This window comes from Pantoea sp. RCC30.1, assembly GCF_058148845.1.
In genome coordinates this window covers 1-16,121 of record NZ_JBXUHX010000016.1, presented here as the reverse complement: position 1 = coordinate 16,121, position 16,121 = coordinate 1, and the positions used below count along the sequence as shown (strand labels likewise).

Genomic DNA, 16,121 nt, shown 5'->3' with positions numbered 1-16,121 from the left:
TCACGCAGATGGACAACAGGCGGTGGGGAGTTTCAGGTTGCCCGGCTGCCTCCGCGCCCCGCCTGGCGGGGTGCCTTCGTCACGCCCTGCGGCCAGCGGACCGTCCGGACTCGCCATCCCTGGATCGCGCCGTCCTTTCGCAGACATCCTGTCGGCTCATCCTGAGCTCCGGTTGTTCCTCAGCGTTTCGGACGCCTCTCACAAACCCCCGCCTGCAAAAATTTTTTGTTTTCTTGATGCTGCGCTGTTTGTTGACTGAAGACCCATCCCGGGACGTAAAGCGATGAATTACTCAACACAAAAAGAAGAGATAACAGCGGGGGAGGGAGGCCGTCAGAGCCGCTGAGCGGATGAGGGATTTCAGGACGAGCGACAGGGATGGCGCGTCCCGGCGGTCCGTGAGAAATCCGGAAGAAGCGAAGGGACCGCGAAGCGGCGGTGAAGCAGGCCGGAGCCCTGGGTCAAGGGGGCGCGGCGACTGGCGCCCCCTTGTTGGTCGCCTGCAGAGGCGGTTCTGAAACTGCCCGACTCACCAGGCGAACGAAACCATCTCATAGCCCGTTCGCGCAGCGAACATTCCAGCTTCAGCACCGCAGCAGGCCCATTCGCATAGCGCACAACCCCTGCGAACGGCCCTTACCCTATAGTCATCAGACTCGCATTACCCCCCGCCGCCGCGGTATTCACACTCAGTGACCGCTCAATCAGCAGACGCTCCAGCAGCAGATTGGTCTCGCCGCGGGAAAAGCCCTGCACCGACACAATCGCGCCGTCACGCGCCGCAATCTGCTCGCAAAGGGTGCGCAGTTGATCGGCATCGCCGTGATAGATGACTGCATCAAACTCCGCCGTTAACGGGTCACGCGCCAGCGTGATGCGCGCTTTCACGGCGTCAGGCAGCGAAGCCTGCAGAGCGCGATGCAGCTCATCATCCGGCCACAGCGCTTTACTGCCCACGCTGGTGACTGCAGCCAGCTGGATTAATGCATCCTGCTCGTTGTCGGCCAGGCAGAGCACCTGATCCCGCGGCAACAGTGAGAAGGTGTTGCGCTCGCCCGTTGGGCCAGGCAGCAGACGGACCACGCCCGCCTGTGCCAGCTCGCCATAGTGCTGGCAGAGTTGTGCCAGTTCCGGTTTATCTTTTGCCCAGTTGCTGAGTGCCTGATGCGGCGCCAGCAGCGCCTGACGCAGCGTGCTGTCTGCCGGACGTTCGGCATCCTGACGATCAAAGGTCAGACGCAGCGCGCTATCCGGGCGATGGGCCAGCAGGCGGTAGAGATAGAGCGGACCACCCGCTTTCGGACCGGTACCGGATAAGCCTTCGCCACCAAACGGCTGGACGCCGACCACCGCGCCCACCATGTTACGGTTGACGTAGAGATTGCCGACCCGGGCGTTCGCCGTCACCTGCGCAATGGTCTCGTCGATGCGGGTATGCACGCCCAGCGTCAGGCCATAGCCCGAGGCATTGATCTGCTCAACCAGCTTCGGCAGATTGTTGCGGCTGAAGCGCACCACATGCAGCACCGGCCCAAAGATCTCTTTATCCAGATCGCTGACCTGATTCAGCTCGATCAGCGTCGGTTTAACAAAGGTGCCACTGTTCCACTCTTTGCTGTCCTGCGGGTTATCCTGCACCGCCTGATAAACCGTGAAGCCTTTATTGCGCATCGCCTGAATATGACGATCGATATTGGCTTTCGCCTCGGCATCAATCACCGGGCCGATATCGGTTGAGAAGCGCTCCGGATTGCCCATGCGGCACTCCGCCATTGCACCACGCAGCATCTTAAGCGTATGGTCGGCGACATCTTCCTGAATGCAGAGCAGACGCAGGGCAGAGCAGCGCTGCCCGGCACTGTCAAATGCAGAGGCGACGATATCGATCACCACCTGTTCAGTTAGCGCAGAAGAGTCGACGATCATCGCGTTCATCCCACCGGTCTCAGCAATCAGCGGCACCGGACGACCGTGCTGGTCAAGGCGACCGGCCAGATTACGCTGCAGCAGTGTCGCGACCGCAGTCGAGCCGGTAAACATCACGCCACGCACACGACTATCCCCGGTCAGCTGCGCGCCAACGGTTTCGCCCTGACCCGGCAGCAGTTGCAGCACGCCTGGCGGAACACCCGCATCCAGCAGAATCTGAACCGCCTGCGCGGCAATCAGCGGGGTCTGCTCAGCCGGTTTAGCCAGCACGCTGTTGCCTGCAGCCAGTGCAGCCGCAATCTGACCGGTAAAGATCGCCAGCGGGAAGTTCCACGGACTGATGCAGACCACCGGACCCAGCGGACGATGTGTTTCGTTGTCGAAATCGTCGCGCACCATACCGGCGTAGTAATAGAGGAAATCAACCGCTTCGCGCACTTCCGCGATGGCGTTGTTATAGGTCTTGCCCGCTTCACGCACCAGGGTGCCAAGCAGTTGCTGCATCTGGCCTTCCATAATCTGTGCGGCGCGTTCCAGAATCGCCGCACGCTCCTGCGGCGGTGTGGCAAACCAGATTGGCCCATTGTTCACCGCGGCATCCAGCGCCACAGAGACTTCCTGCTCAGTGGCTTCACGTACCTGACCCACGCGATCGGCAGGTGCCGCCGGGTTCAGAATATCGCGCAACTCGCCGGCACCCGCTTCACCGTCAATCATCGGCTCGGCCAGGCAGGGCTGTGCCGCGCTGCTCAGCAGGGCGCTGGAAAGTGAGGCAAGGCGATGTTCGTTTGCCATATCCAGACCCGCAGAGTTAACGCGGTTCTCGCCATACAGTTCGCGCGGCAGGGGGATCCTGGGATGCGGCAGGCCAATGGCACCTTCGCTGGCGCCCAGTTTCTCGACGGCAGTCACCGGATCGGCCACCAGCTCATCGATCGGCAGCGACGTATCGGCAATGCGGTTAACAAAGGAGGTGTTGGCCCCGTTCTCCAGCAGGCGGCGAACCAGATAGGCCAGCAGGGTTTCATGCGTGCCGACCGGCGCATAGATGCGGCACGGGCGATTTAGCTTGCCGTCTGCCACTTTGCCGACCACCTGCTCATACAGCGGTTCGCCCATGCCGTGCAGGCACTGGAACTCATACTGACCCGGATAGTAGTTATTGCCCGCCAGCTGATAAATCGCCGCCAGCGTGTGGGCGTTGTGGGTGGCGAACTGCGGATAGATCAGGCTTGGCACCGCCAGCAGTTTGCGGGCGCAGGCCAGGTAAGAGATATCGGTGTAAACCTTGCGGGTGTAAACCGGATAGCCCTCCAGTCCCTCCATCTGGGCGCGCTTGATTTCGCTGTCCCAGTACGCGCCTTTCACCAGACGAATCATCAGACGGCGGCGGCTGCGCTGCGCCAGATCGATCAACTCATCAATCACAAACGGACAGCGTTTCATGTAGGCCTGAATCACGAAGCCGATGCCGTTCCAGCCTTCCAGCTCTGGCTCGAAACAGAGTTTCTCCAGTAAATCCTGCGACAGTTCCAGCCGGTCCGCTTCTTCTGCGTCGATGTTGATGCCGATGTCATAGGAGCGGGCGAGCAGCGTCAGCGATTTCAGAATAGGGTAGAGCTCTTCCATCACGCGCTCATACTGCGCGCGGCTATACCGGGGATGAAGTGCGGAGAGCTTGATGGAGATACCCGGACCTTCATAGATGCCACGGCCATTTGACGCTTTACCGATGGCATGGATCGCCTGCTGATAAGAGAGCAGATAAGCTTTGGCATCGCCTGCGGTCAGCGCCGCTTCGCCCAGCATGTCATAGGAGTAGCGGAAGCCTTTCTCTTCCAGCTTGCGGGCATTCGCCAGTGCTTCGGCAATGGTTTCACCAGTAACGAACTGCTCACCCATCAGACGCATCGCCATATCTACGCCTTTGCGGATCAGTGGCTCGCCACCTTTCCCGATAATGCGGTTAAGCGAGCTTGAGAGGCTGGCTTCGTTGTGGGTCGAGACCAGACGGCCAGTAAACAGCAGGCCCCAGGTCGCCGCGTTGACAAACAGGGACGGGCTGCGTCCCAGATGTGACTGCCAGTTGCCGTTGCTGATCTTGTCACGGATTAACGCATCGCGCGTTGGTTTGTCGGGAATACGCAGCAGCGCTTCAGCCAGGCACATCAGCGCCACGCCTTCATGAGAGGAAAGGGAGAACTCCTGCAACAGGCTCTGCACCATACCAGCGCGCCCGGTTGCCCCTTTCTGGTGCCGCAGCTTATCGGCGAGCTGGTAAGCCAGTTGATGAGTTTTCTCTGCCAGCGCCGCGGGTAAGCGGGCCTGCTCCAGCATCATCGGCACCGCATCGGTCTCCGGACGACGCCAGGCGGCAGTCACCGCTGAACGGGTCACTGACTGAGGTAAAATTTGCTCTGCGAAGTCAAGGAACGGCTGGTGCGACTCCTCTGGCTGGGTGTCGTCAGACTCCGCTGCCGCCTGGGCAGAAAGCGGGATCTCCGGCACGGCATCGCCGCTTTCCAGCTGACTCAGGTAGTTAAAGATCGCCTGTTTAATCAGCCAGTGTGGCGTGCGATCAATACGCTGCGCAGCCAGTTTGATGCGCTCGCGTGTCGCGTCATCCAGTTTTACACCCATGGTGGTTGTAGCCATGACTCCAGAGCTCCTTGATAGTGGTTCGATACGGCGTTGGCTGCACTATCACTTAAGTTGCAACTTTGTGCAACCGTGTTAAATGTGAGCCAGTTAACACCCTTTTAATGTTGCCGATTGTTAAATTTCGCAATGCGGCACGGATATTGCTGCAAGATCCTCGCCAGGTTGGCAAGCCCGATAAAATGCGGGTTTCAGGCAGGTGTTACGCAGGTGCAACCAGATAACTGTGAGCGAGTGCAACCTATCAGCACGTTTTCACAAACGGTTAGTGAAATCACTGTAACGCCTGTGTTAAATCCATTGTGCGCACAACGCCTTTCCGGCAGGATACCGCGCCGCTGGGAAATGACTGACGCCCTGACGAAGAAAATCGACCCGTTCTGCCCCGTTCCGGCAGACGGGTAGCTGGCGATTTCTCTGGGATATCAAATAATAAGTGGAGAGACAGATGAGTGTAAGTACACCAATGCTGGTGACCTTTTTGGTTTATATTCTTGGGATGGTATTAATCGGTTTTGCAGCTTATCGCTCGACCAAAAACTTCGATGATTACATCCTCGGTGGCCGCAGTCTGGGTAGCGTGGTCACGGCACTCTCTGCTGGTGCATCCGATATGAGCGGCTGGTTGCTGATGGGCTTACCGGGTGCCATTTTCATCTCCGGTATCTCTGAAAGCTGGATTGCGATTGGCCTGACCATCGGTGCCTGGCTGAACTGGAAAATCGTAGCCGGTCGCCTGCGCGTTCAGACCGAGCATCACAACAATGCTTTGACGCTGCCGGACTTCTTTACCAGCCGCTTTGAAGACCACAGTAAAATTCTGCGGGTGATCTCCGCCATTGTGATCCTGGTATTCTTCACCATCTATTGCGCCTCGGGCGTGGTGGCCGGTGCGCGTCTGTTTGAAAGCACCTTTGGTATGAGTTACCAGACTGCCTTGTGGGCAGGTGCAGCGGCGACCATCCTCTATACGCTGGTGGGCGGTTTCCTGGCAGTGAGCTGGACCGATACCGTTCAGGCGAGCCTGATGATTTTTGCGCTGATCCTGACGCCGGTGTTCGTGATTATTGCTGTCGGTGGCTGGTCCGATTCGATGGCGGTGATCGAGGCGAAGAGCCTGGAAAACCTCAACATGCTCAAGGGCCTGAACTTCGTCGCGGTGATCTCGCTGCTCGGCTGGGGCCTGGGTTATTTCGGGCAGCCCCATATTCTGGCGCGCTTTATGGCGGCGGATTCGCATCGCTCAATCCGTACCGCACGTCGCATCGGGATGACCTGGATGGTGCTCTGTCTGGCGGGTGCCGTGGGCGTGGGCTTCTTTGGTATCGCCTACTTCCAGAACAACCCGACGCTGGCCACTGGCGTTAACGACAACGCTGAGCGTGTCTTTATCGAACTGGCACGTATCCTGTTCAACCCGTGGATTGCCGGCATTCTGCTGTCAGCGATTCTGGCGGCGGTGATGTCAACGCTGAGCTGTCAGTTGCTGGTCTGTTCCAGCGCCCTGACTGAAGATCTCTATAAAGGGTTGCTGCGTAAAAATGCCAGCCAGAAGGAGCTGGTGTGGGTAGGGCGTCTGATGGTGCTGCTGGTGGCGCTGATTGCGATCGCGCTGGCGTCTAACCCGGAAAACCGCGTGCTGGGCCTGGTAAGCTACGCCTGGGCGGGCTTTGGTGCTGCGTTCGGTCCGGTCGTCCTGTTTGGTGTCTGCTGGAAGCGCATGAATCGCAACGGTGCGCTGGCGGGTATGATTATCGGTGCACTGACCGTGCTGGTGTGGAAACAGTATGGCTGGCTGGGCCTCTATGAAATCATCCCTGGCTTCATCTTCGCCAGCATCGCGATTGTGGTCTTCAGCCTGATGGGACGTGAGCCATCAGCAGAAGCGCAGCAGCGTTTTGCAGCCGCTGAGGCTGAGTTCCAGACTAAATAAGCGAAGCGTTTACCGGCAAGGCCCGTCCCGCAAGGGGCGGGCCTTTTTGTTACAAAGATAAATCACCCAAAGATGAAATTATCTCCGCCAGTAACTTGTTTTTTTCTCAGCGATAATGATAATCGGTATCGTTTACACTTTACCTGTTTTTACTATTTATTGACGCTGCTTAACATTCAAGAGGTTGGCGATGTTTGTTCCTTTTCTCATCATGCTGCGCGAAGGGCTCGAAGCCGCGCTGATAGTCAGCCTGATAGCCAGCTATCTCAAGCGCACCCAGCGCACCCAATGGTTCCCGGCAATGTGGGCGGGCGTGTTTATCGCCGCTGCGCTCTGTCTGGGCCTGGGTCTGTTCATCAATGCCACCACCGGTGAGTTCCCGCAAAAAGAGCAGGAGCTGTTTGAAGGTATCGTGGCGCTGATTGCGGTGGTGATTCTTACCTCAATGGTGTTCTGGATGCGTAAAGTCGCCCGCAATATCCGGGTCGAGCTTGAGCAGGCGGTCGATCAGGCGTTGCAACGCTCCGGCCGTGGCGGTCTGGCACTGGTGCTGATGGTGTTTCTGGCCGTGGCACGTGAAGGGCTGGAGTCGGTGTTCTTCCTGCTGGCGGCCTTTACCCAGGATGTGGGTTATGCGCCGCCGATTGGCGCGGTGCTGGGTCTGGCAACCGCGGTGGTGCTGGGCATGCTGCTCTACTGGGGCGGTATCCGCCTGAACATGGCCCATTTCTTCCGCTGGACCAGCGTGTTCATTCTGTTTGTCGCAGCGGGCCTGGCAGCCGGTGCGATTCGCGCCTTTCACGAAGCGGGCTTATGGAATCGCTTTCAGGATGTGGCCTTCGATCTCAGCAATACCTTATCGACCCATTCGCTGTTCGGCACCCTGCTGGAAGGCATTCTGGGTTATCAGGAGACACCAAGCGTCAGTGAAGTGACCCTCTATTTCGTCTACCTGATCCCGGCGCTGATTTTGTTCTTTATGCCTGCGCGTCCTGCTGCATCGGCCACGGTTTAATCAGACATTTTTGGGCGCGTTCGCCGCGCCTGCAACTTAACAGGGAATATCGAGATGACAATGCGTTTCCGCCGCAAGGCACTGCTGCTTCCTCTGCTGGCCATCTCCGCTTCGGCGGCTGCGGCGGTTCCTCAGGTTACCGTAAGCGTCAACGACAAGCAGTGTGAGCCGATGAGCTTAACGGTCAAGGCTGGCAAGACCCAGTTCCTGATTAAAAACAACAGCCAGAAAGCGCTGGAGTGGGAAATCCTCAAAGGCGTACTGGTGGTAGAAGAGCGTGAGAACATCGCGCCAGGCTTCAGTCAGAAGCTGACCGCCAATCTGGAAGCGGGCGAATATGAGATGACCTGTGGCCTGCTGAGCAATCCAAAAGGCAAGCTGATTGTTGAGGCGGGCGAGGGCGCGGCGAAAAGCTCTCCTTCGGCACGTATGCAGCTGGAAGGTCCGATCACCGCATATAAAGCTTATGTGACAGAACAGGTGAACCAGCTGGTGAGCAATACCCAGGCGTTTACTGACGCCGTTAAAGCGGGTGATGTGGAAAAAGCCAAAGCGCTGTTTGCTCCTACGCGTCAGTACTACGAGCGCATTGAGCCAATTGCTGAGCTGTTCTCCGACCTCGACGGCAGCATTGATGCCCGTGAAGATGACTATGAGAAGAAAGCGGCCGATCCTAAGTTCACCGGTTTCCACCGTCTGGAGAAAGCCCTGTTTGCTGATAACAGCACCAAAGGCATGGCAGACTACGCTGAGAAGCTGAATAAAGATGTGAAAGATTTGCAGGTGCGCATCAGCGAGCTGGCCTTCCCGCCAGCCAAAGTGGTCGGCGGCGCAGCCGGTCTGATTGAAGAAGTGGCCTCAAGCAAAATCTCCGGTGAAGAAGATCGCTACAGCCGTACCGACCTGTGGGACTTCCAGGCCAATATCGATGGCGCGCAGAAAATTGTTGAGCTGCTGCGACCGATGGTGAGCAAGGCGAACCCGCAGTTGCTGGCTAAGGTTGACGCCAATTTCAAAAAAGTCGATGCGATCCTGAGCAAGTATCGCACCAAAACCGGTTTCGAATCCTATGAGAAACTGACCAGCGCCGACCGCAACGCGCTGAAAGGACCGATCACCGCGCTGGCGGAAGATCTTTCATTACTTCGTGGCACCCTGGGTCTGGATTAATCATGAGTCGTAAGGAAGATGACGCGCAGCCTGCGCGCCGTCGTTTACTGAAAGGCCTGGGTCTGCTGGGCGGCGCGGCGGCCATCGGCGGCGGTTGTCCGTTCCATGCCGCTGCTGCGGACAGCTTTTCGCCGGGTACGGTCACGCCGCAGGCGCGACAGCAGACGCAGCCATTTTACGGTCAGCACCAGGCGGGCATCACGACGCCTCAGCAGGCATCGATGATGCTGGTGGCGTTTGACCTGCTCAGTAGCGATAAAGCGGAGCTGAAGCGTCTGTTTCAGCTGCTGACCCAGCGTATCGCCTTTCTCACCACGGGCGGCCCGGCGCCTGCGGTTACTAATCCGCAGCTGCCGCCGATGGATTCCGGCATTCTTGGGGCAACTATCGCGCCTGATAATCTGACGATTACCGTGTCGGTCGGCAATTCGCTGTTTGATGAACGCTTTGGTTTAGCGCCGCACAAGCCGAAAAAATTGCAGCCGATGACGCGCTTCCCCAATGATTCGCTTGATGCCAGTCAATGTCATGGCGATTTGCTGTTGCAGATCTGTGCCAACACGCAGGATACGGTGATTCATGCTCTGCGCGACATCATCAAGCATACGCCTGACCTGCTGGGCGTACGCTGGCGACGTGAAGGCTTTATCTCCGACCATGCCGCACGCAGTCAGGGGCAGGAGACGCCGATCAATCTGCTGGGCTTTAAAGATGGCACCGCCAATCCGGATACCCATAATCCTGCGCTGATGAATCAACTGCTGTGGGTGACCGCCGACCAGGAAGAACCCGCCTGGGCACGCAACGGCAGTTATCAGGCCGTGCGGCTCATCCGATTTCATGTGGAAATGTGGGATCGCACCCCGCTGGGTGAGCAGCAGACCATCTTTGGACGCGAGAAGCTGAGCGGCGCGCCACTGGGAATGAAGCATGAACATGACGTTCCGGATTACGCGCGTGACCCTGACGGCGATGTAATTGCACTGGATGCGCATATCCGTCTTGCTAATCCCCGTACGCCAGAGACCGCCAGCAGCCTGATGCTGCGACGCGGCTACAGTTACTCCGCGGGTATCTCCGCATCCGGCCAGCTGGAGATGGGATTACTGTTCGTCTGCTATCAGCACGATCTGGAACGCGGCTTTCTCACGGTGCAGCGGCGCCTGAATGGCGAAGCGCTGGAAGAATATATCCGGCCTTTTGGCGGCGGTTACTTTTTTGTTTTGCCCGGTGTACCAGACGCCAGCCATTATTTAGGGCAGTCGTTGCTGGAGGCCTGATTAAAATTCAACCACTGTGGGTGTCCCTGTTCTGGTCGCCCACGTTTTACGGTTTTCGTGCTTTGCTGACTGAGGTTAAACTGAGTTTTAGCGGTTGTCTGGCATATATAAAATAAGCTAATGCACTGTAATAACTCGCTTTTACATTTTGCCTTAAAAGAAATGCATACACATGATTAGCAATTCTTTTGCCAGCAGTTAAAATTACTATTGCAAAGGCCCAACAAAATGGTGCACTTTATTCAACAGGCGTAATCGTATGTGTCGATGTATCACACTGGAGTTCGCGCATGGGTCGAGTCTTTAATGGAACGTCACTGTCACTGAATAAACTGCGCCTGACCGCGAGGGCAATTCTGCCTCGTTATTTCTTCCTTCCTTCAACCATCTCTTATGTCTTATCGCATCCTGTTTTATCCGGTGTTCAGCTACGCTATTGCGCTGCTGCATACCCACTATCCTGTCCTGTCATGGCTCAAAAGGAAGCCAACTGAAACCTCTAAAGCGTTCACGTTATCGCAACGGGCCACCGGCCTGACGCAGGAAATGAAACCAACTGAAAGGTGCCACTATGGGAAGACAGAAAGCAGTGATCAAAGCGCGTCGTGAAGCAAGAAGAGTGCTTCGTAGTGACTCAAGAAGTCATCGTCAGCGTGAAGAAGAGTCGGTCACTTCGCTGGTGCATATGAGTGGACTGGATGCCATTGGCATGGCGCGCGATACGCGTGACCGGTTGCCAATTGAAGCCCGTAATGAAGCTCAGGCGCACTATCTTAACGCCATAGAGAGAAAACAGCTGATCTTCGCAACCGGTGAAGCCGGGTGCGGTAAAACCTGGATCAGTGCCGCAAAAGCGGCTGAGGCCCTGATTAATAAGGATATCGACAGGATTATCGTTACGCGCCCGGTACTGCAGGCAGATGAGGATTTGGGATTCCTGCCTGGTGATATTTCTGAGAAATTCGCCCCTTATTTCCGCCCGGTTTATGACATTCTGGTTAAACGTCTTGGCACATCATTTATGCAATATTGTCTGCGTCCGGAAATTGCCAAAGTAGAGATTGCGCCCTTCGCCTATATGCGTGGCCGCACCTTTGAAAATGCGGTGGTGATTCTGGACGAGGCGCAGAACGTAACCGCCGCGCAGATGAAAATGTTCCTGACCCGACTGGGCGAAAACGTCACGGTCATTGTTAACGGCGATATTACCCAGTGCGATTTGCCCGCTGGGGTGCCTTCCGGTCTCGCGGACGCGCTGGCGCGTTTTGAAGAGGACGAGATGGTTGGCATTGTGCGCTTTGGCAAAGAGGATTGTGTGCGTTCTGCGCTGTGTCAGCGCACCCTGCACGCCTATAGCTAGCGTTTGATTGAGTAGAAGTGTAGCGCCCAAACCCGGCTCCGGCCGGGTTTTCTTTTTAGGTAATCGCTCAACATAATTCATTCTCATCTAATAAGTGATTTCACTCTCATTTCCCCATGAAACCGGTTGCATGAAATATCCCTCAGGATACCGTGAAACCGGCGGCATGGCCGGTTTCCAGAGGATCATGCAACCGGTTTCACTTTTTCAGACGCTGAAGTCACTGACAATGAAAGGGAAAAAATATGACTGGGATCAGGGATTACACTAAGTTAGCAAGTGATATTCTTCACGAGGTCGGTGGGGAAGAGAATGTGAGTAGTTTTACTCGCTGCGCCACGCGTTTAAGGCTGGTCCTGAATAAAACGCCCGCTGACGCAAAACGTAATGTGCAAAGTTTGTCGGGCGTAATTGCCGTGGTTGAAAGTGGCGGACAGTTTCAGGTCGTTATTGGTACTCATGTCGCTGATGTATTTAATGCGATGTCTGGTCTGGTGAAAGAGACTGGAACGACGAGCCAACCGAAAAAAACGCGCAAGCTGGATGCGGTCATTGCCACGATGTCGGCAGTATTTGCCCCCATTGTCTATATCCTTGCAGCGGCAGGTATCCTGCAGGGATTGCTGATCGTTGTGGGCCTGATTGATACTGACATCAAAACGACCGGCACATTTGCCGTACTCAACTTTATGTCCTGGACGCCGTTTGCCTTTTTGCCTGTCTTCATCGCCATGACAGCCGCACGGCATTTCAAATGTAACCCGTTTATAGCGGTACTGTGTTGTTGCGCATTAATCAGTCCGGACTGGACTTCCCTGGCAGCGCGCATTGCAGGGGGAGAAAGCATTCATTTTCTTTTCTTCCCGCTCTCTGAAACAGTTTATACCTCTTCCGTTTTACCTCCCTTGTTTCTGGTCTGGGCGCTCTCCTGGTTTGAACACCGCGTCGTCAAATGGGTGCCAGAGGTGGTCAGTCCACTTTTTACCCCGTTAATCTGCTTTGTGGTGATTGTGCCGCTGACCCTAATCGTGATTGGCCCGATGACTACCTGGGCGGCTTTGGCGGTAGCAAATGGCTATAACGCCTTGTTCCATGCCGCGCCCATGCTGGCCGCGGCGGTAATTGGCGGTATCTGGCAGATTATCGTTATCTTTGGGGTGCATTGGGGGATTACGCCCGTCATTATGGCGAACTTTGATACGCAGGGTCATGACTCCTTCCAGGCTTATCAGACTATCGCGGTTATCGGTCAGATGGCGGCAGTGTTAGGTGTCTTTCTGAAAACCCGCAATGCGCGGTTAAAAGCAACCTCGCTCTCTGCCGGCGTAACCGCTATTTTTGGCATCACTGAGCCGGCGATTTATGGCGTGACGTTGCGTTTTAAAAAACCCTTTATCTGTGGCTGTATTGGGGGAGCAATCGGTGCCGTTGTTGCCAGTCTGTTCGGTAGCCTTTACTACGCCTATGCTGCACTGCCGGGGCTGTTTACGCTGGTGAATGCCATCAGCCCTGATGCGCCGATGTCGTTTATTGGTGAGCTTGCAGGAGCGGGTACGACAATAGTGCTGACTATTCTGATGGTGCAGTTTGTGGGCTTCGACGATCCAGTCGATGAAGAAGAGTCAACGTCTCTGGCCTCCACCCCGCAGGCAACATTCAACGCCGCAGGTGGGCAAGCGATTGATATCCTCAGCCCGTTAAAAGGTGAAGTCCTTGCGCTGGAAAGGGTTGCCGATGAGGTCTTTGCCGGTAAGGTGATGGGTGACGGTATCGCCATTAAGCCGGAAGAGGGGAAAGTGGTGGCGCCCTGTGATGCGAGGGTGGAATCGCTGATCGCTTCCCATCATGCCATCGGGTTAGTGTGTAATAATGGCGCAGAGTTACTGATCCATGTTGGATTAAATACGGTCGGGTTGCAGGGGCAATATTTCCGGCCGTTAGTAAAAGAGGGGGATGCGGTAAAAGCAGGTACGCCCCTTCTTGAATTCGACAAAGACCGCATTGAACGTGAAGGCTATGACCTGACGACACCTGTCCTGGTGGTGAACAGCGAAGACTTTACTTTGACAAGATACCTGTCTCAGGGCCCCATCGGGATAGGGATGCCTCTGATGTCTATTACACAAAGCGATGCGGTCGGACATGCACCAGCTGAATGAGCCGTGCTTTAGCCGATAATGTAATCAGTATCACACTCCAGGGCAGGGTTAAGACCCGGCTCTTCCTGATCAGTTTGAGCCATACAATGATTGAGGTTCCCTTATGGTTACAATACTGGACATCGCAAGGGTGGCCGGTGTATCAAAAGCCACCGTATCGCGTGCGTTAAGCGGCAAAGTTTTTGTGCGGGAAGAGGTGAAAGCCAGAATTATGCAGGCTGTAGCTGATACGGGTTATCGGCCCAATCTGCTGGCACGCAATCTTTCTACTAACAAAACACATTCGATTGGGCTGGTTATTACTAACGGATTGTACAACGGCCCGTTCTTTTCAAGCCTTGTTTATCAGGCTGCAACGCTCAGCGAGAAACAAAATCGTCAGCTGGTTCTCGCGGACGGCAAACACAGTGCTCAGGATGAGCGCAATGCGATTAACTTACTTATCGAACTTCGCTGCGAAGCGATTATGCTCTACCCCAGGTATCTGTCAGTCAGTGAGCTGGATGATATCGTTGACAAAATTCAGACTCCGATAGTGGTCATAAATCGTGAGCTCATCAGAAACCGAAGCCACTGTGTGTTTACCGATCATCAGCGCAGTAGTGAAGAGATGGTGGCGCATCTGCTGGGACTGGGGCATACCCGAATTGCATTTATATCGGGATGCAGTGATTCACCGACAGGTGAGTGTCGTTTGCAGGGCTATCGCAATGCGCTACTGAAAGCAGGGATTAATTTGGATCCACAATTAGTGGTGCAGGGTAGCTGGAGCACGGAGAGCGGATACGAAGCGGCACTCCAGTTGTTAGCGCGCGATATTCCGTTCACCTGCGTGCTGGCAGCCAATGACGATATGGCCATTGGTGTGGCAAAAGCACTTCAGGACGCGGGCAAAACTGTACCTGGCGACATTTCACTCGCTGGGTTTGATGGCTCAGTGATTGGAAAGTATTACACACCTTCTTTAACGACAGTGTCTGTGCCTATCGATGAAATGATACAGGATGCGATTAAGATTTTATTGCATCCCGACGAGCGAGTCCTGTCTTCTCATCAGGGAACGCTGGTAAGCCGGGATTCGGTCACGGCACGCGTTGTAGCGGTGTGACCCTGGTGTAAGACGTAAAGACCATCTTTTCTCTGCATCTAAAAGGAAAGGGGCTGCGCCCGCGGTCTTGCCCGGCGGGGGGCTCACCGCTTTCTCTGTACAATATGCAAAAAAAAGCCTGAACTTTCGTTCAGGCTCATCTCAGAAGATGGCGGTGAGAGAGGGGTTCGAACCCTCGATACGTTGCCGTATACACACTTTCCAGGCGTGCTCCTTCAGCCACTCGGACACCTCACCAGATTTACTTCACTGACCGCGCTGGGTCAACGGGGCGGTACTATAGGGAGTCGGCTGAAAACGGTCAAGCACTATTTTCCTCTTTTGTTCTATTCGCTTAAGCTCTGAACGAATCGATTTACTGCGACATAAAACCGGAGATTTATGCCGCATATTTTGCCCCGTCAAAGGCTAAATCAGCGCTTTACCCGATTCGCGAAACTTTTACGCAGCTTCTGCAATTTCGGTGGAATGACCGCCATGCAGTAGCCGTTGCGCTGGCCTGCCCCTTCCCAGTAATCCTGATGATAAGCTTCAGCGGGATACCACTCTTTTAGTGGCTCAATGGTGGTCACCACCGGCACATCATGGTCAGCCTGAGCACGTGCAATGGCGGCGCGTGCTTCCGCTTCCTGCTCTGCATTGGCCGGGAAAATGGCGGAACGATACTGGGTGCCAATATCATTACCCTGACGGTTAAGCTGGGTCGGATCATGCGTAACAAAGCTGATATCCAGCAGATCGCCGTAGGTCACTTTTTCCGGGTCGAAGCCAATGCGGATTGCTTCCGCGTGACCGGTTGCACCGCTGCAGACCTGCTCATAAGTCGGATTAGGGCGGGCACCGCCGGTATAACCGCTTTCAACCGACTCAACGCCGATCACATCCTTAAATACCGCTTCGGTACACCAGAAACAGCCGCCAGCGATAACTGCGTATTCGATTGCCATAATAATTTACTCCTGTCAGGTCGAAAGAGGTGAATGGGGGCGCGGCAGACCGCTTTCAACTAGATCAGCATCTCCGGTTTAAAATCTCCGCTCTTATCCAGCATTTTGTCGCTCATCACGCTGAAGCGGCCTTCGCCAGTGTAGTGCAGGGTAGCGGGATATTCCGGCTGCTCGGCGACATGAGCTTTCACGATCTCAAAAATAAACAGGTTGTAGTTGGCGACCATTGAATCGTCATAGAGCTGACACTCGAAGCTGGCAAAGCATTCGGCAATCATCGGCGCGCCCACGACCTGCGCCGGTTCCAGTGTCAGGCCAAACGCTTCAAACTTATCCAGCTGGTCGCCGTGGCTGTTGCCGATCGCGACAACCTCATCAATTAGTGAAGCGGAGGGGATATTCAGCACGCACTGACCGCTGTTGCGGATCAACTCGTGGCTGTGATTCATTCCGGAAATCATGCAGCCGACCAGGGACGGCGAGAACTCCAGCACCGTGTGCCAGCCGAGCGTCATGATGTCGTGCTGATCCTGATACTGGGAACTGAGCAGCAGCACCGGCC

At 55.5% G+C, this 16,121-nt stretch carries 12 protein-coding genes and 1 tRNA gene; 8 read left to right on the top strand and 5 right to left on the bottom strand.

Going from position 1 to position 16,121, the window contains the following annotated elements:
- Nucleotides 1-147, bottom strand: coding sequence for a hypothetical protein (locus AC2LB6_RS14870; RefSeq protein WP_490094097.1), 147 nt, complete (start codon nucleotides 145-147; stop codon nucleotides 1-3).
- 489 nt (nucleotides 148-636) lie between these two features.
- Nucleotides 637-4,584: a trifunctional transcriptional regulator/proline dehydrogenase/L-glutamate gamma-semialdehyde dehydrogenase gene (putA, locus tag AC2LB6_RS14865; RefSeq protein WP_490094096.1), complete on the bottom strand. Its 3,948-nt coding sequence runs from the start codon at nucleotides 4,582-4,584 to the stop codon at nucleotides 637-639.
- A 451-nt stretch (nucleotides 4,585-5,035) separates the two neighbouring features.
- On the opposite strand from putA, the gene putP reads away from it, so the two are divergent.
- The 8 genes from putP to AC2LB6_RS14825 all read left to right on the top strand — a co-directional run bounded on the left by putP (nucleotide 5,036) and on the right by AC2LB6_RS14825 (nucleotide 14,612).
- Nucleotides 5,036-6,520 (top strand): sodium/proline symporter PutP, encoded by a 1,485-nt coding sequence (putP, locus tag AC2LB6_RS14860; protein WP_490094095.1) that lies wholly within the window; start codon nucleotides 5,036-5,038, stop codon nucleotides 6,518-6,520.
- A gap of 190 nt (nucleotides 6,521-6,710) precedes the next feature.
- Complete coding sequence (efeU, locus tag AC2LB6_RS14855) at nucleotides 6,711-7,535, top strand: iron uptake transporter permease EfeU (protein WP_490094094.1); 825 nt, start codon at nucleotides 6,711-6,713, stop codon at nucleotides 7,533-7,535.
- A 54-nt stretch (nucleotides 7,536-7,589) separates the two neighbouring features.
- Nucleotides 7,590-8,705 (top strand): iron uptake system protein EfeO, encoded by a 1,116-nt coding sequence (gene efeO / locus AC2LB6_RS14850; protein WP_490094093.1) that lies wholly within the window; start codon nucleotides 7,590-7,592, stop codon nucleotides 8,703-8,705.
- A 2-nt stretch (nucleotides 8,706-8,707) separates the two neighbouring features.
- Nucleotides 8,708-9,985 carry an iron uptake transporter deferrochelatase/peroxidase subunit gene (efeB, locus tag AC2LB6_RS14845; protein ID WP_490094092.1) on the top strand — a complete coding sequence of 426 codons (1,278 nt, stop codon included), beginning with the start codon at nucleotides 8,708-8,710 and terminating at the stop codon, nucleotides 9,983-9,985.
- Nucleotides 9,986-10,556: 571 nt separating this feature from the next.
- Nucleotides 10,557-11,345, top strand: coding sequence for a phosphate starvation-inducible protein PhoH (gene phoH, locus AC2LB6_RS14840; RefSeq protein WP_490094091.1), 789 nt, complete (start codon nucleotides 10,557-10,559; stop codon nucleotides 11,343-11,345).
- Nucleotides 11,346-11,475: 130 nt separating this feature from the next.
- Nucleotides 11,476-11,616 (top strand): hypothetical protein, encoded by a 141-nt coding sequence (locus AC2LB6_RS14835; protein WP_490094090.1) that lies wholly within the window; start codon nucleotides 11,476-11,478, stop codon nucleotides 11,614-11,616.
- Nucleotides 11,591-13,504, top strand: coding sequence for a beta-glucoside-specific PTS transporter subunit IIABC (locus tag AC2LB6_RS14830; protein ID WP_490094089.1), 1,914 nt, complete (start codon nucleotides 11,591-11,593; stop codon nucleotides 13,502-13,504). Before AC2LB6_RS14835 ends, AC2LB6_RS14830 begins: the two co-directional genes overlap by 26 nt.
- Nucleotides 13,505-13,607: 103 nt before the next feature.
- A complete protein-coding gene (locus AC2LB6_RS14825; protein WP_490094088.1) occupies nucleotides 13,608-14,612 on the top strand; it encodes a LacI family DNA-binding transcriptional regulator in 1,005 nt (334 codons plus the stop codon).
- A gap of 149 nt (nucleotides 14,613-14,761) precedes the next feature.
- On the opposite strand, the gene AC2LB6_RS14820 is transcribed toward AC2LB6_RS14825, so the two are convergent.
- The 3 genes from AC2LB6_RS14820 to AC2LB6_RS14810 all read right to left on the bottom strand — a co-directional run.
- Nucleotides 14,762-14,849 (bottom strand) — tRNA-Ser (locus AC2LB6_RS14820).
- Between the two features lie 176 nt (nucleotides 14,850-15,025).
- The gene (gene msrA, locus AC2LB6_RS14815) at nucleotides 15,026-15,559 is read right to left on the bottom strand and encodes a peptide-methionine (S)-S-oxide reductase MsrA (RefSeq protein WP_490094087.1); all 534 of its coding nucleotides are present in this window, start codon (nucleotides 15,557-15,559) and stop codon (nucleotides 15,026-15,028) included.
- 59 nt (nucleotides 15,560-15,618) lie between these two features.
- Nucleotides 15,619-16,121, bottom strand: a 503-nt coding sequence (locus AC2LB6_RS14810) for a flavin reductase family protein (protein WP_490094086.1), incomplete at its 5' end; no start/stop codon positions are given.

What these genes read in the sequence shown, in the direction of transcription:
- efeO (WP_490094093.1), top strand. Translation starts at nt 7,590, where the DNA reads ATGACAATGCGTTTCCGCCGCAAGGCACTGCTGCTTCCTCTGCTGGCC.
- efeB (WP_490094092.1), top strand. Translation starts at nt 8,708, where the DNA reads ATGAGTCGTAAGGAAGATGACGCGCAGCCTGCGCGCCGTCGTTTACTG.
- phoH (WP_490094091.1), top strand. Translation starts at nt 10,557, where the DNA reads ATGGGAAGACAGAAAGCAGTGATCAAAGCGCGTCGTGAAGCAAGAAGA.
- putP (WP_490094095.1), top strand. Translation starts at nt 5,036, where the DNA reads ATGAGTGTAAGTACACCAATGCTGGTGACCTTTTTGGTTTATATTCTT.
- efeU (WP_490094094.1), top strand. Translation starts at nt 6,711, where the DNA reads ATGTTTGTTCCTTTTCTCATCATGCTGCGCGAAGGGCTCGAAGCCGCG.
- msrA (WP_490094087.1), bottom strand. Translation starts at nt 15,559, where the DNA reads ATGGCAATCGAATACGCAGTTATCGCTGGCGGCTGTTTCTGGTGTACC.
- AC2LB6_RS14870 (WP_490094097.1), bottom strand. Translation starts at nt 147, where the DNA reads ATGTCTGCGAAAGGACGGCGCGATCCAGGGATGGCGAGTCCGGACGGT.
- AC2LB6_RS14825 (WP_490094088.1), top strand. Translation starts at nt 13,608, where the DNA reads ATGGTTACAATACTGGACATCGCAAGGGTGGCCGGTGTATCAAAAGCC.
- AC2LB6_RS14830 (WP_490094089.1), top strand. Translation starts at nt 11,591, where the DNA reads ATGACTGGGATCAGGGATTACACTAAGTTAGCAAGTGATATTCTTCAC.
- AC2LB6_RS14835 (WP_490094090.1), top strand. Translation starts at nt 11,476, where the DNA reads ATGAAATATCCCTCAGGATACCGTGAAACCGGCGGCATGGCCGGTTTC.
- putA (WP_490094096.1), bottom strand. Translation starts at nt 4,584, where the DNA reads ATGGCTACAACCACCATGGGTGTAAAACTGGATGACGCGACACGCGAG.